This is a genomic window from Enterobacter sp. EC_50 (assembly GCF_019584525.1).
GTDB lineage: Bacteria > Pseudomonadota > Gammaproteobacteria > Enterobacterales > Enterobacteriaceae > Enterobacter > Enterobacter roggenkampii.
Window position 1 is genome coordinate 240,298 of the sequence record NZ_VDAF01000001.1, and the last position, 14,917, is coordinate 255,214.

Here is a 14,917-nt window from a genome sequence, read left to right on the forward strand (position 1 = left end):
ATGAAAAAGCTCATTGCGTTAAGTGTTATCAGTCTTGTCCTTACCGGCTGCGTTAATCCGGGTAAAGCCTCCGTTCAGCCGGAGCAACTTAAGAACCACCGCTTTGTGCTGGAAAGTGTGGACGGTAAGGCCGTGAAGACCGCGAAAACGCAACCTGAGATCGGTTTTAGCGCACTGCCAGATATCAGCCTGGTGAATAACATCAGCGTTTCTGGCCAGATGTGTAACCGCTTCAACGGACAGGGGAAATTGTCCGAAGGCGAGCTGAAGGTGAAAACGCTGGCCATGACGCGCAAGCTCTGTAATGAGCCGCAGCTTAACGAGCTGGATCAGGCCATCGGCGACATGCTGCGCAAAGGCGCGCAGGTCGACCTGACTGAAGACCAGTTAACGCTGGCGACAGCCGATAAAACGCTGATGTTTAAGCGTGCAGAATAATCAGTAGTTACCGCAGGTTCCAACGGCAAGCGACTGTTCACTGCAGCGTTTGCCGTTTGGCAAGGCGCACATCCCAATAGCTGAACCATCAAGCTGGCGAGCTACCGACAGCGAACCGCCAATCATCGCGCAGTTGGCCTGACCGGAGCTGGACATCGCGGCTTTCATACCCGGCACCACGTGCGCGGCCGTTGCCTGCTGGACAGGTTCACTGCTGCATGCCGACAACAATAATGCGGCACACCCTACCAAAAATGCTGAGCGCATGCTCTCTCCCCCATGAATAATGCGAAACCTATGCATAATAGGCATCCCATCCCGTGTCGTCGAGAGCGGAAGTGCGTATTTATGCGCTCCTGAAACAATTTCTCGCAATTTTTCTGCCAAAAGTTTGATCTACACATTGATGGCAGGAATAACGAGGACACAAAAGCGAAAATCGAAAAATCCCCCGTTTGCTAGAATACACAGATAATATTCAGGGTTTGTTGCCGTAATACAGACCCCTATTTTTTTGCGCAATGTAAGGGTGTTGTCCTATGCAAACTATTGACGGTAATGGTGCAGTTGCCTCAGTCGCGTTTCGCACCAGTGAAGTTATCGCCATCTACCCGATTACGCCAAGTTCTACCATGGCTGAGCAGGCGGACGCCTGGGCGGGTAACGGGTTAAAAAACGTCTGGAGCGATGTCCCGCGAGTGGTTGAGATGCAGTCTGAAGCCGGTGCAATTGCCACGGTCCACGGCGCACTTCAGACCGGCGCGCTTTCCACGTCGTTTACCTCTTCCCAGGGATTGTTATTAATGATCCCGACGCTGTACAAACTTGCCGGACAACTGACTCCCTTCGTTCTGCACGTCGCTGCGCGTACCGTTGCCACCCACGCGCTCTCTATCTTTGGCGATCATTCTGACGTGATGGCCGTTCGCCAGACCGGCTGCGCGATGCTGTGCGCCAGCAGCGTTCAGGAAGCCCAGGACTTTGCCCTGATTTCGCATATCGCCACGCTCAAAAGCCGGGTGCCGTTTATTCATTTCTTTGATGGTTTCCGTACGTCTCACGAAATTAACAAAATCGTCCCGCTGGCTGACGAGACAATTCTGAATCTGCTTCCGCAGGCGGACATTGACGCGCATCGCGCCCGCGCTCTGAATCCGGAACACCCGGTGATTCGCGGCACGTCGGCGAACCCGGATACCTATTTCCAGTCCCGCGAGGCCACCAACCCGTGGTACAACGCGGTTTACGACCATGTTGAACAGGCGATGAATGACTTTGCTGCCGCAACGGGTCGGGAATACAAACCCTTTGAGTATTACGGCCATCCGCAGGCGGAACGGGTCATTGTGCTGATGGGATCGGCCATTGGCACCTGCGAGGAAGTTGTTGATGAGCTGCTGACGCGCGGCGAAAAAGTTGGCGTGCTGAAAGTGCGTCTCTATCGGCCGTTCTCGGCGAAACATCTCCTCTCTGCGCTGCCGGAAAGCGCGCGTACCGTTGCGGTGCTCGATCGCACCAAAGAGCCGGGCGCGCAGGCGGAACCGCTGTATCTGGATGTGATGACCGCCCTGGCCGAGGCCTTTAATCATGGCGAACGTGAAACGCTGCCGCGCGTGATCGGGGGGCGTTACGGTTTGTCCTCCAAAGAGTTCGGACCGGACTGCGTGCTGGCGGTCTTCAACGAGCTCAGCGAAGCGAAGCCCAAGCCGCGCTTTACCGTCGGCATTTATGATGATGTGACGAATCTGTCCCTGACGTTGCCGGAAAACACCCTGCCCTCGACCGCCAAACTCGAGGCGCTGTTCTATGGTCTGGGCAGTGACGGCAGCGTCTCCGCGACCAAAAACAACATCAAAATCATCGGGAACTCCACGCCGTGGTACGCCCAGGGGTACTTCGTCTATGACTCCAAGAAAGCCGGCGGCCTGACCGTTTCCCACCTGCGGGTGAGCGAACAGCCCATCCGCTCTGCGTATCTAATTTCTCAGGCTGATTTTGTTGGCTGTCACCAGCTGCAGTTCATTGATAAGTACCAGATGGCCGAGCGCCTGAAGCCTGGCGGTATTTTCCTTCTGAATACGCCATACAGCGCGGATGAAGTCTGGTCGCGCCTGCCGCAGGAAGTGCAGGCGGTGCTGAACCAGAAAAAAGCCCGTTTCTTTGTGGTTAACGCGGCGAAAATTGCCCGCGAATGTGGCCTTGCCGCGCGTATCAATACCGTTATGCAGATGGCCTTCTTCCATCTGACGAATATCCTGCCGGGCGACAGCGCGCTGGCGGAACTGCAGGGCGCGATTGCCAAAAGCTACAGCAGCAAGGGCCAGGAGCTGGTCGAGCGTAACTGGCAGGCGCTGGCCCTGGCGCGCGAGTCGCTGTTTGAGGTCCCGCTGCAGCCGGTCAATGCCGCAAGCCCGAACCGCCCTCCGGTGGTATCCGATGTGGCACCTGATTTCGTGAAGACCGTGACGGCGGCGATGCTGGCCGGGCTGGGTGATGCCCTGCCCGTCTCTGCCCTACCGCCGGATGGCACCTGGCCGATCGGCACCACCCGCTGGGAAAAACGCAACATCGCCGAAGCGATCCCCATCTGGAAAGAAGATCTGTGTACCCAGTGCAACCACTGCGTGGCGGCCTGCCCGCACTCTGCCATTCGCGCCAAAGTGGTGTCGCCGGAAGAGATGGAGGCCGCCCCGGCCAGCCTGCATTCCCTGGATGTAAAATCCCGCGATATGCGCGGACAGAAATACGTTCTGCAGGTCGCGCCGGAAGACTGCACCGGCTGTAACCTGTGCGTCGAGGTTTGTCCGGCGAAAGACAGGCAGAACCCGGAGATTAAAGCCATCAATATGATGTCGCGTCTGGAGCACGTCGAAGAAGAGAAAGTGAATTATGACTTCTTCCTGAATCTGCCGGAAATCGATCGCAGCAAACTGGAACGCATTGATATTCGCACTTCGCAGCTGATCACGCCGCTGTTTGAATACTCCGGTGCCTGTTCGGGCTGCGGTGAAACACCGTATATCAAGCTGCTTACCCAGCTGTACGGTGACAGGATGCTGATTGCCAACGCTACCGGCTGTTCGTCTATCTATGGCGGCAACCTGCCCTCTACGCCGTATACCACTGACGCCAACGGCCGCGGTCCCGCGTGGGCCAACTCGCTGTTCGAGGATAACGCCGAATTTGGTCTGGGCTTCCGCCTGACCGTTGACCAGCACCGCGCGCGCGTGATGCGCCTGCTGGAGCAGTTTGCCGGGCAGATCCCCGCCGGGCTCAATGACGCGCTTCACGCCGACGCGACGCCAGAGGTACGTCGTGAGCAGGTTGCAGAGCTGCGTCAGGCGCTTCAGGGCGTGGCGGGCGCTGAACAGCTGCTGACCGACGCGGACGCCCTGGTCGAAAAATCGATCTGGCTGATTGGCGGTGACGGCTGGGCTTATGACATCGGCTTTGGCGGCCTGGACCACGTGCTGAGCCTGACCGAAAACGTCAATATCCTGGTGCTGGATACGCAGTGTTATTCCAACACCGGTGGTCAGGCGTCGAAAGCCACGCCGCTGGGTGCCGTCACGAAATTCGGTGAGCACGGGAAACGCAAGGCACGCAAAGATCTCGGGGTGAGCATGATGATGTACGGCCACGTTTACGTCGCGCAAATCTCGCTGGGGGCACAGCTTAACCAGACGGTGAAGGCGATCCAGGAGGCGGAAGCGTATCCCGGCCCGTCGCTGATCATTGCCTACAGCCCGTGTGAAGAGCATGGCTACGACCTGGCACTCAGCCACGATCAGATGCGACAGCTAACCGCGACCGGCTTCTGGCCGCTGTACCGGTTCGATCCGCGCCGTGCGGACGAGGGTAAATTACCGCTGGCACTGGATTCACGTCCGCCGTCAGATGCTCTGGCCGAGACGTTAATGCAGGAACAGCGCTTCCGCCGCCTTAACGCGCAGCAGCCGGAAGTGGCCGAACAGCTATGGAAAGACGCTGCGGCGGATCTGCAAAAACGGTATGACTTCCTGGCGCAGCTGGCGGGTAAAGCCGAAAAATCGACCAACGACTAGTCTCTCTGCCCGGCGCGTCCGGGCATTTTTTTGCCATAAAAAAACCCGGTGTATTCACACCGGGCGAATCCAGATAATCATTAAATATCTATTTAGTTCCCTAAATATTATTCATGCGAATTATGGATAAATAATCTTAAAGGCATATAACGCCATCAAGAATAGCTTAATTCATACCTGATTAATAATTTTAATTTATTATGTTTAGCCTTAAAGCATTCACCAAACCAATGACCATTACCGTTGATGTATTCAGTTTAGATTTTACTTAGTTCGTAACAATTATAATTTATTACTCTTACACGGGAGTGATTTAGCATGAGACAACTTTCGCATTCGGAAAGTTCAACAGGTAATTAAATAAAAACAACCGCAAAGGAATATCAAAATGCAAAGAAAAGTACCGGCCCTGATGATTCCGGCTCTGTTAATGGCTGGCGCAACTCATGCAGCAGAGATTTATAATAAAGACGGTAACAAATTAGATCTGTACGGAAAAGTAGATGGTCTGCACTATTTCTCCGATGATAAAGGCGCTGACGGGGATCAAACCTACATGCGTCTGGGCTTTAAAGGCGAAACCCAGATCAACGACATGATGACTGGCTACGCACAGTGGGAATACAACATTCAGGCCAATAACACCGAAGGGTCTGATAACCAGTCCTGGACGCGTCTGGCCTTCGCCGGTATCAAAGTGGGTGACTACGGTTCCTTCGATTACGGTCGTAACTATGGCGTACTGTACGACGTGGAAGGCTGGACCGATATGCTGCCTGAGTTCGGCGGCGACTCCTACACCAAAGCCGACAACTTCATGACCGGCCGCGCCAATGGCGTAGCAACCTACCGTAACACCGACTTCTATGGTCTGGTGCAGGGTCTGAACTTTGCGCTGCAGTATCAGGGCAAAAATGAAGGCAGCAACTGTGACGAGAATGGTTGTTCTCAGGAAGGAACGAACAACCGTTCTGATAACAACATTCGTAACCAAAACGGTGACGGTTTCGGTATCTCCACAACCTATGACTTTGGCATGGGGATTACTGCGGGTGCAGCGTATACCTCTTCAGATCGTACTAATGACCAGGTGATCGCAGGCACCGGTGCAGCATCTCAATATGCTGGCGGCGATAAAGCGGACGCATGGACCGCGGGTCTGAAATATGACGCTAACAATATCTACCTGGCGGCAATGTACTCTGAAACCCGCAATATGACGCCATACGGTTCCAGTGACAGCACTTCAGGCGGCGGTATTGCCAACAAAACCCAGAACTTCGAAGTGACCGCACAGTACCAGTTCGACTTCGGCCTGCGTCCGTCCCTTTCCTACCTGCAGTCTAAAGGCAAGGACCTTGGCAACGGCCAGGGCGACCAGGATTTGGTTAAGTACGCTGACGTCGGCGCAACCTATTACTTCAACAAAAACATGTCCACCTACGTTGATTACAAAATCAACCTGCTGGATGAAGATGACAGCTTCTACAAAAACAACGGCATCGGCACGGATGATGTCGTGGCACTGGGCCTGGTTTACCAGTTCTGATTGCCAGAGCCCGCATCAGTATGCGGGCTCACCCATCTCTTGACGTTCGTCACAAAAAGCAGGTTCTGAAATCACGTGGTTGAGGGTAAGTTGAGGTAAAGCTGTTTAAACTCAGGTGATAGCCTTTCCATCACTAAGGATAACAGCGTTGTTTGGTTGTGTATCCGTTGTCGTACTAACTCTTTTAGCGCTCATCTGGATGGCGTTAATTTTTGATTTTGCTGATATTGTCGGGCATCTCAGTGCTGTGTTGAATCACCTGGATGGCGGTTAACAGTATTCCCTGAGAAATGAAAAGCCACCAGCAGTGCCGGTGGCGGGAAAACGCACAGGTTGCGTTATTTTTTTACGGGTTGAGGCTTTTTATCACCTGATTCAGGGGCCTCACGCGGATCGTCTTTTTCAACACAAAGCATAGTTTCTCCTGTTTCAGATAACCACCCTCCACTATAGCCAGGCTAATTACAGAGTGGCCAGGCGGCAATTACGCCTGACCTGTTCCTTTCTTGCGAAAAGAGAGGTAGCCAAACACCCCGCTATCTCCATCCGAGGGATGGTTAACCCCGTCCATCACCGTCACTTCAGGGAAATCGAACGGTGAGACGTTATCAAAGCAGGCCACATTCACGCCGTATTCATTTGGATTAGAACGCCGCTGATGGAACGTGTAAATTCCGCACACCGAGCAGAAAAAGTGCCGTGCCGTTCCCGTATTGAAGCGGTACTCCGTGAGCTTATCCTCACCTTTGGTCACGGTAATCCCTGACAGCGGCGCAGAGACGACGACCGCACCCCGCATGCGACAAAAGGAACAACTGCAGCGCCGCGCGGTATTCAGGCCATCCGTTAGCGCAACGGTAAAGGCCACCGCGCCACAATGGCACTGCGCATGACGAATATCAGCCATGGCTAGATCCCCTTCCTCACCAGGTCAGCAGCCTTGACGAAAACCTCATCTTCTACACCATCGCCTTTCTGCCTGCCGAGCCTGACCAGCTCATCAACAATGCTGTCGCGATCGATTGGTTTCTGGGCAGAAACCAGCCCAATAACGGCCGCCCCAATCGCCAGCCCCACTAATCCTGTTTGTTCGTCTTTGTTCTTCATACTCATGCTCCTGATACAACAAACAAGCGTAGCATGATTTTAAAAGCGCGGGGTTAGCCCGTATTTTGGCGCTTTGATATTTGCCGCCCAAATTTTGATATCGTTTTGCAGGAGAATAGTGAAATCAGATTTCAGATGCGTCACCATGCCATTAACGCTGTCTGCATCCACCACTGAAAAATGTTCAATTCTGTTCTTTCCTATTTGGACACAATTATATTTGGCGGGCAGCACTTTACCATTCACATTAAGCGGTAGATTATTCTCACCACAGCGGCCTTCCGTAATATATGACACCAGCAAATTAGCGGATTTTCTCCCAGGCTGGGATACGCTCACCATGACGGGAAAACCTTCCGAGGTCTGCGTCATATCATAAAGCACCGCATTTTTCATATACCAGGTATTATATTCCCGCTCCTGAAAAGCGGACCAGGCAGGTGCAGAATAAAGCACCAGCGCTGCCAGCGTAAAAGAGACTATTTTCATGGGATGTTGCCGTCCGTGTTGTTGCACGTATTATTCAGATTGTGCAAAAAACAGCAACAACTTAAGAATAGTCCTACTACTATTGGCAGTGATAGAGGATTTCTTCACGACGCACTATCCGAATGACCGTTCTTATCAACGTAGTGCTGGCATCTGAAAAACTCAGGCTAACTTGATGTCAAAACGGCCATAAAGAAGAAACAGGCGAGAAATGGTAAACCGCCGCCATCACGGCGATGCTAACGACAATGCTTAAGAAGAAGTAGGTTTTAAACGGCTGCTTTTGTGTTTTATGGCGAAAGAGCTGTTGGCCCACAATCGCGCCAGGCCAGCCGCCCGTTACGCCAAATACCAGCAGCGTGGCTTCCGGCACCCTGCGCATGCCTTTCCGCGCCGCTATTTTATCGGCGCCATACATGACCAACGTCAGCATATTGATCAGCAGAAACCACATAGCCAAAGGGCTCGAGGTAAAAAGACTGCCGATCGCAGCAAAGAGCAGGAGTAAATAACAAACGCGATTGAGGGTCATAGTATTGGCCAGAGAAGAGTTGAGCGGTTTTCGACGCCGCATTATACGCTACTTATGAATGTATCGGGCGGGAATTGCTGACAACGGGACAAACGTCACTCCACCCTCACTTTAACCTTTGGCTTCGATAACAGAATTTTTATCAACTCCTTAAAAGGAACGGGTTTGTAGAAGAAGTAGCCCTGTAAAAACGTGATGTTATTGCGCATGAGGTAATCAAGCTGTTCCTGGGTTTCAACCCCTTCCGCCACAATACGGATTGACAGTTTTTTTGCCAGTTCCAGTACTGAATCCAGAATCAGGGTGGAATCCTCATTCTCATTAACCCTGGCAACAAAGCTTTGGTCGATTTTGATGTAATCAATATGCAGGTCCTGCAGGTAGGACAGGCCGGAATATCCCGTTCCAAAATCATCCAGCGCGATTGCAAATCCCTTGTTATGCAGCCCATTCAGGGTTTTAACGAGATGTTCATCTACGTGGAGAGGTTCACGCTCGGTCACCTCCACAACGAGGTTAAGATCCTGTTGCACAAAGCTGCGCTTATAATTCAGACACTCTTCAAAAAAGGTAGAGGCAACGATATGAGACGCACTGAAGTTAATCCCGACATGAAATCCTTCCGGCAGCAGCGTAGAAATTGCATTCATCTGCGTTGCAACCTGACGCATTAAGCTTTGGGTTAGTGGAATTATTAGCCCTGTTTTCTCAGCAAGAGGAATAAATGACGAGGGAGAGATAAACCCGGATTGCGGATGCTTCCATCTTGCCAGCACCTCTACACCCCGCAAGGTGCCCTCTTTTCCGCTCACGACGGGCTGGTAATAGGGAATAATTTCATTTCTGTAGATGGCGGTACGCAGCGATTCTTCCGGCGAAATATCCTTAGACAGATATCGCTGCAGAAGATAAGCAGAAAGCGAGGAAACGAGCAGCAGAAATAACACCACTCCACCGGCCTGGTCGAATAATCGCGTCAGGCTAAAAATAGGCGGAGCGTTAAATTGAATCGCGAAGGCATAATCAACGTCTTTTACCGTCAGAACATCGTTGTTTGAATGGGCTGCCGTCAAGACATCGCCTGATTGGCCTAAACGACGATTGCCGACCAGCAGCGAATACGCCACGCCACGTAGTGGCATATTCAGCGCATCCCGGATATGGCTGTCGCTGATGCTCACCATGATTCGGCTTCCGGCATGGTTTGTCTGGTATAAGAGAACCGGCAGGCCGTTGACCGTACTTTTCGATGGAACAAGTAGCAATGGCACTTCAGGCAGCGCTGAGCCGTTAACCAACAACACGCGGTTTCCCGGCAAGGAGGAACACCAGACCGCATCTTTTTTCAGAATAACGATCGTTCTCAGATGGGGTTGTAATGCCGCTTCAGTGCCGAGCCGATACTGTCCTTCAGCATCACACTCATTCTCAGCAAGCCGCATTGCAACCTGGGTCGCATGATGCGCTTCTGTAAGAATGACGTGCATATTCCTGACGACGTAGTGCGCCCCGGCAAGGCTGTCAGCCCGCGCCGAGTACCAGACCTGGATATTGATGATAAAAACGCCCAGCACAAAAATTGCCGTGGCTGCAGCTATGGAGATAGACGCGTGGCGCATTCAGGGTTCTCGACTCGAGTGACGTTGCCGCTTCGGTGATGCTGAAGTGATTGAATTATCTTCGCCTTAAGCATGGTTGATAAAGAAAGAAATACCATGTCCGCCGTCAGAAATTTTCCCCAAACCAGGCTCCGTCTTTGCACCTTCTCAAATGGGTAAATAAAAAGGCCGCCGAACGGCAGCCCTGGTTGTTAAGTGCTTATTAGTATTGCTTTATTGTCTTGACCGGCGTTCTTTCTGACCAGTCAGGCCGCTCGCCAGCCATGATTGCACGCTGTTGTGATGGCGTCACAGACTGCGTTATTTCAGGCATCGACTTGTATTCAGGTTGCTTAGGTGGGCTTAGAACCAGATCGGAGCTACAGCCTGACAGCAGCAAAACCGCCAGTAGAGATGTATTAAGCTTGAACACGCTAACCCCTTCCAATGGGATAAAAGTTACAGAAAATGCGTGGTGCCGATAGCATCCCGATGACTCGTTACTGATTATAACGTCACGCGCCGGGCTGCAGGCAGCAGATTCACCACACAAATAACCCCATAAGAATATATTTACACAGCCAATGCATGCAACCCTTTGTATTCCAGCTAGCCTGTGTACAAAAGTAGAAGGAAAGCCGATTACGCTTCAAATACCGAGGGAGTTTATGCTAAAACCGCTATTATGTTTCTTATGGTCAAGGATTGAGAAGGGATTTGAATGGTTAAGGTTGAAGAATTAAAAACGAAGTACCCAGGCGCAGCGGCCTGGCAAATGGGTGACAGCCCGGAACTGGCGAACGCGCTTGCGGACCTGATTAAAAAAGGGCTCAAAACGGCCACCTGCGGATCTTTTGCCTCGTACTCGCAGGATGTCTCTGCTCCACGGATAGGAAGCTACAACATCATCCTTGATGGTCAGAATGTTCCGGTCTGTGTGATCCGGCTGGTTTCCATGCGACTGGTGCGTTTTTGCGATGTTAATGAGGAATTCGCTCGCAAAGAGGGGGAAGGTGATTTAAGCCTTGAATACTGGCGGAAAGAGCATCAGCGATTTTTCTTCCGCGAAGGCCATTTTTCTGAAGATATGGAACTGATCGCAGAAGAATTTGAATTGGTTGAGGTGCTGTAAGCTGAGATAAAGTGGCAGAGATGTGTCGCTTAATTAAGCAGGCTTACTCATGTTAAGCTCATACACTACGCATTCCGTATCGTAATGCCGCTCTAAGGCTTTATAAGACATGCCTAACCTTTTCATTACACGCTGCGATGCGATATTTTCTGGATCGGCCACGGCCACCAGATAAGATGCTCCCACCCGCTCTACAGCGTAATCAACGATCGCTTTCGCTGCCTCTGTAGCATAGCCTTTGCCATTGTGTTCAGGCACGAGGCGCCAGCCAATCTCTAATGGTGCCCCCTCCACGTTCGCCAGGTGCTGGAGGCATGCTGCACCAACGATCGCACCAGAAGATTTCTCTCTGATAGCCCACCACGAGAAGTGATACTTATCCCAGCGAGCCTGCACCCTTCTGATGCCCTCCCAGGTTTCTTCGGGCGTTTTAACGATACCCTTATTGATATAGCGCATCACCTCAGCATCACTATCCATTACCCTTAAGCCTTATAATGTGAATCATTAAAGGGTTCCAGGATTAAGCGGACCGTTTCTATATTCATCTTAAATTCCTCTTACATTAAGCCAGTGCCTTCATTGAACTCGTCCCGATAAAACACCATGACGCCGGAGGTAGCTTATTGGAATCGTTTTAATCTAGTAGAATTCAACTTTCGTATGTGCTGTCATTGAAACTGGTTTCGGTGCCGGATTACCTGCGTTCTGTACTGTGGCATTACATATTTCAGGCACAAGCATTTCGTTATAATGACAAGGGCTGGTTGCTGTATACCCCTCCGAGAAAACTGATGAGTTTATTAGTTTATAATCAAGAGGCTTTCTTTTTTTATCAACATAAGATATTTCATTTTTAGACATAACGCTTTCTGAACTATAAAATTCAGAGCGCGTCAAATTATCGTCTTCATCATAAAAATGTTCAGATATTTTTTTGCCTAAAAAATAGGTGTCTTTAATTAATCCATTCGGGTAAAGAGTGTAACGCAACTCGTCACCGTTTTCATTTTTACTCAAAATGTGACATTTTTCATCAAGTTGTATTGAGAAAGGCTTGCCATCTCTATGGCCAATAAGACTTCCATTTGTATATTTTAGAATGGTTTCATGTCCAGAAGAAACCTTATCAAGGTTTAAGCTATCAACACAACCATTTTTATTCAGTCTGATGGAGATTTTATAAGTAATTTTTCCATTCTCCTCAACATCAGTATCTAAGGATTTAACAGCCCCCTTAACTGGATTGAAATCAAACCTAGTCGATAAGTTATAAAGTAGAGGTATGTAGTGATTTTCTGCAAAAGCCATACTTGAAAATAAGGAAGTACAAAAGAAAAGAGTAGAAGTTTTTATCATTTTTAAATATAAGCTCAAGTTACCCTCAGATTAACTAAGCTCATTACAGCATGCTTACTGCTAATCTTCAACATTGATACTGGCGGAGATGATTGCGCCACAACTGCGCCGTTTGCCGTAAAATCGCTATCGTATCCAAACGTCTGAACGCTACCCTTTATCACGCATCGGCGCCAGATTTCACGCAGCAGTAAAACGTGCTGGCATTCGCCGCCGGAATCCGTACCATACGCGGCATACAATTTTTGCCCCTGCTGGCTCCGAAGGTAGTACTCAATGCAACAGAATCAAGAGATTAACAAAAAAGAGCAATACAACCTGAATAAACTGCAAAAACGACTGCGCCGTAACGTGGGCGAAGCCATTGCAGACTTCAACATGATTGAAGAAGGCGACCGCATCATGGTTTGCCTGTCAGGGGGTAAAGACAGCTACACCATGCTGGAGATCCTGCGTAATCTTCAGCAAAGCGCGCCGGTGAATTTTTCCCTGGTGGCGGTCAACCTTGATCAGAAACAGCCGGGCTTCCCGGAGCACATTCTGCCGGAATACCTCGAAAATCTGGGCGTTGAGTACAAAATCGTCGAAGAAAATACCTACGGTATTGTGAAAGAGAAAATTCCTGAAGGGAAAACCACCTGCTCTCTGTGCTCTCGTCTGCGCCGCGGTATTCTGTATCGCACCGCGACCGAGCTGGGCGCGACCAAAATTGCTTTGGGACACCACCGCGACGATATCCTGCAAACGCTGTTCCTCAATATGTTCTACGGCGGCAAGATGAAAGGTATGCCGCCTAAGCTGATGAGTGATGACGGTAAACATATTGTGATCCGCCCGCTTGCCTACTGCCGTGAAAAAGACATTGAGCGTTTCTCTCAGGCGAAAGGGTTCCCGATCATTCCATGCAACCTCTGCGGCTCCCAGCCTAACCTGCAGCGTCAGGTGATTGGCGACATGCTGCGCGACTGGGATAAGCGCTATCCGGGTCGTATCGAAACCATGTTCAGCGCCATGCAGAACGTCGTCCCTTCCCATCTCGCGGATGTGGAACTGTTCGACTTTAAAGGCATCAATCACGAGTCAGAAGTCGTGAACGGCGGCGATCTGGCGTTTGACCGGGAAGAGATCCCGATGCAGCCAGCAGGCTGGCAGCCGGAAGACGATGACAATCAGTTTGAAGCGTTGCGTCTGAACGTGCTTGAAGTGAAGTAAGCGGTTAGCGTCTCAGAAACACCGTCTGAGACGCTTCATGCTTTATTTCAGCAGACGTACGCGGCAGGTTTTACCCTTAATTTTCCCGTTTTGCAGCTGCTTCCATGCCTTATGGGCAACCGCCTGGCGAACCGCGACGTAGACATGCGCCGGATGGACAGCAATCTTACCGATATCCGCCCCGTCCAGCCCCACATCCCCGGTCAGTGCACCGAGTACATCACCAGGACGCATCTTGGCTTTTTTACCGCCATCAATGCACAGGGTCGCCATTTCGGCCTCCAGCGGCACAAGGCTGACGCCGGCTGGGGGATTCATCCAGTTCAGCTTAATCTGCAGCATCTCAGAGAGAATATTGGCGCGCTGCGCCTCTTCAGGTGCGCAGAAGCTGATCGCCAGACCGCTGTTCCCGGCGCGCGCGGTGCGGCCAATACGGTGCACGTGCACTTCCGGATCCCACGCCAGTTCAAAGTTCACCACCAGCTCAAGCGATTTAATATCCAGACCGCGCGCAGCGACGTCGGTCGCCACCAGCACGCGGGCGCTGCCGTTCGCGAAACGGACCAGCGTCTGATCGCGATCGCGCTGTTCAAGATCGCCATGCAGCGACAGTGCGCTCTGCCCGGCGGCATTCAGAGCATCACAAACCGACTGACAGTCTTTTTTGGTGTTACAGAACACCACACAGGAGGCAGGCTGATGCTGGCTCAGTAATTTCTGCAGGAGCGGGATCTTCCCCTGCTGCGAGGTTTCAAAGAACTGTTGTTCGATGGCGGGCAGCGCATCTACGCCGTCGATTTCAATGGTAAGAGGATTTTTCTGCACGCGCCCGCTGATGGCGGCGATAACTTCCGGCCAGGTTGCGGAGAACAGAAGCGTCTGGCGATCGGCCGGTGCGAAACGGATCACTTCGTCAATGGCCTCGCTGAAGCCCATATCCAGCATCCGATCGGCCTCATCCAACACCAGCGTTTGTAGCGCATCCAGCGAGACCGTGCCTTTTTGCAGGTGATCGAGCAGGCGTCCCGGCGTCGCGACAATAATGTGCGGCGCATGCTGAAGCGAATCACGCTGGGCACCGAACGGCTGCCCGCCGCAGAGGGTTAAAATCTTGGTGTTTGGCAGGAAACGTGCCAGGCGACGCAGTTCACCCGCAACCTGGTCTGCCAGCTCGCGGGTCGGACACAGCACCAAAGACTGGGTCTGAAAAAGCGCCGCATCGATATGCTGCAACAGGCCAAGGCCAAAGGCCGCCGTTTTCCCACTGCCCGTTTTCGCCTGCACGCGCACGTCACGGCCCTCAAGAATGGCGGGTAAGGCGGCCGCCTGAACAGGCGTCATCGTGAGGTATCCCAACTCGTTGAGGTTAGCGAGTTGGGCATCGGGCAGAACATTCAGGGTAGAAAAAGCGGTCACAATTGTCTCTCGTGGTGATCT

The 14,917-nt window shown here is 51.7% G+C and carries 15 protein-coding genes and 1 pseudogene; 6 read left to right on the forward strand and 10 right to left on the reverse strand.

Annotation, left to right across the window (positions count from 1 at the left end):
• Window positions 1-438, forward strand: a complete 438-nt coding sequence (gene hslJ / locus FHC48_RS01105; RefSeq protein WP_059363578.1) for a heat shock protein HslJ — start codon at window positions 1-3, stop codon at window positions 436-438.
• On the opposite strand, the gene FHC48_RS01110 is transcribed toward hslJ, so the two are convergent.
• Window positions 439-705, reverse strand: coding sequence for a DUF333 domain-containing protein (locus FHC48_RS01110; RefSeq protein ID WP_008501281.1), 267 nt, complete (start codon window positions 703-705; stop codon window positions 439-441).
• Window positions 706-977: 272 nt separating this feature from the next.
• Between FHC48_RS01110 and nifJ the strand changes: the two genes are divergently transcribed.
• Window positions 978-4,502: a pyruvate:ferredoxin (flavodoxin) oxidoreductase gene (gene nifJ / locus FHC48_RS01115; protein ID WP_059363576.1), complete on the forward strand. Its 3,525-nt coding sequence runs from the start codon at window positions 978-980 to the stop codon at window positions 4,500-4,502.
• A 388-nt stretch (window positions 4,503-4,890) separates the two neighbouring features.
• Window positions 4,891-6,051 carry a porin OmpC gene (gene ompC / locus FHC48_RS01120; protein WP_059363574.1) on the forward strand — a complete coding sequence of 387 codons (1,161 nt, stop codon included), beginning with the start codon at window positions 4,891-4,893 and terminating at the stop codon, window positions 6,049-6,051.
• A 338-nt stretch (window positions 6,052-6,389) separates the two neighbouring features.
• On the opposite strand, the gene FHC48_RS23415 is transcribed toward ompC, so the two are convergent.
• The 6 genes from FHC48_RS23415 to FHC48_RS01145 all read right to left on the reverse strand — a co-directional run bounded on the left by FHC48_RS23415 (window position 6,390) and on the right by FHC48_RS01145 (window position 9,798).
• Window positions 6,390-6,467: a hypothetical protein gene (locus FHC48_RS23415; RefSeq protein WP_223239581.1), complete on the reverse strand. Its 78-nt coding sequence runs from the start codon at window positions 6,465-6,467 to the stop codon at window positions 6,390-6,392.
• A 68-nt stretch (window positions 6,468-6,535) separates the two neighbouring features.
• Window positions 6,536-6,958: a GFA family protein gene (locus FHC48_RS01125; protein ID WP_008501278.1), complete on the reverse strand. Its 423-nt coding sequence runs from the start codon at window positions 6,956-6,958 to the stop codon at window positions 6,536-6,538.
• Between the two features lie 2 nt (window positions 6,959-6,960).
• The gene (locus FHC48_RS01130) at window positions 6,961-7,158 is read right to left on the reverse strand and encodes a hypothetical protein (protein WP_008501277.1); all 198 of its coding nucleotides are present in this window, start codon (window positions 7,156-7,158) and stop codon (window positions 6,961-6,963) included.
• Between the two features lie 39 nt (window positions 7,159-7,197).
• Window positions 7,198-7,647, reverse strand: a complete 450-nt coding sequence (locus FHC48_RS01135; RefSeq protein WP_059360572.1) for a hypothetical protein — start codon at window positions 7,645-7,647, stop codon at window positions 7,198-7,200.
• Window positions 7,648-7,825: 178 nt separating this feature from the next.
• Window positions 7,826-8,179, reverse strand: a complete 354-nt coding sequence (locus tag FHC48_RS01140) for a DUF1294 domain-containing protein (protein ID WP_032676794.1) — start codon at window positions 8,177-8,179, stop codon at window positions 7,826-7,828.
• Window positions 8,180-8,274: 95 nt separating this feature from the next.
• Complete coding sequence (locus FHC48_RS01145) at window positions 8,275-9,798, reverse strand: cyclic diguanylate phosphodiesterase (RefSeq protein WP_059363571.1); 1,524 nt, start codon at window positions 9,796-9,798, stop codon at window positions 8,275-8,277.
• A gap of 700 nt (window positions 9,799-10,498) precedes the next feature.
• Between FHC48_RS01145 and FHC48_RS01150 the strand changes: the two genes are divergently transcribed.
• Entirely contained in the window at window positions 10,499-10,909 is a 411-nt protein-coding gene (locus FHC48_RS01150) for an ASCH domain-containing protein (protein ID WP_021240261.1), read from the forward strand.
• 33 nt (window positions 10,910-10,942) lie between these two features.
• Here FHC48_RS01150 and FHC48_RS01155 read toward each other — a convergent pair whose 3' ends face one another.
• Both FHC48_RS01155 and FHC48_RS01160 read right to left on the reverse strand, forming a co-directional pair.
• Window positions 10,943-11,389: a GNAT family N-acetyltransferase gene (locus FHC48_RS01155; protein ID WP_252454964.1), complete on the reverse strand. Its 447-nt coding sequence runs from the start codon at window positions 11,387-11,389 to the stop codon at window positions 10,943-10,945.
• Window positions 11,390-11,551: 162 nt separating this feature from the next.
• Window positions 11,552-12,286, reverse strand: a complete 735-nt coding sequence (locus tag FHC48_RS01160) for a YnfC family lipoprotein (protein ID WP_227028269.1) — start codon at window positions 12,284-12,286, stop codon at window positions 11,552-11,554.
• Window positions 12,287-12,419: 133 nt separating this feature from the next.
• Between FHC48_RS01160 and FHC48_RS23420 the strand changes: the two are divergent.
• Together FHC48_RS23420 and ttcA are read left to right on the forward strand one after the other, a co-directional pair.
• Window positions 12,420-12,509, forward strand: a pseudogene (locus FHC48_RS23420) (hypothetical protein); the annotation flags it as partial.
• A gap of 35 nt (window positions 12,510-12,544) precedes the next feature.
• A complete protein-coding gene (ttcA, locus tag FHC48_RS01165; protein ID WP_008501267.1) occupies window positions 12,545-13,480 on the forward strand; it encodes a tRNA 2-thiocytidine(32) synthetase TtcA in 936 nt (311 codons plus the stop codon).
• A 42-nt stretch (window positions 13,481-13,522) separates the two neighbouring features.
• On the opposite strand, the gene dbpA is transcribed toward ttcA, so the two are convergent.
• Window positions 13,523-14,896, reverse strand: coding sequence for an ATP-dependent RNA helicase DbpA (gene dbpA / locus FHC48_RS01170; RefSeq protein WP_059364477.1), 1,374 nt, complete (start codon window positions 14,894-14,896; stop codon window positions 13,523-13,525).
• Between the last annotated feature and the right edge of the window lie 21 nt (window positions 14,897-14,917).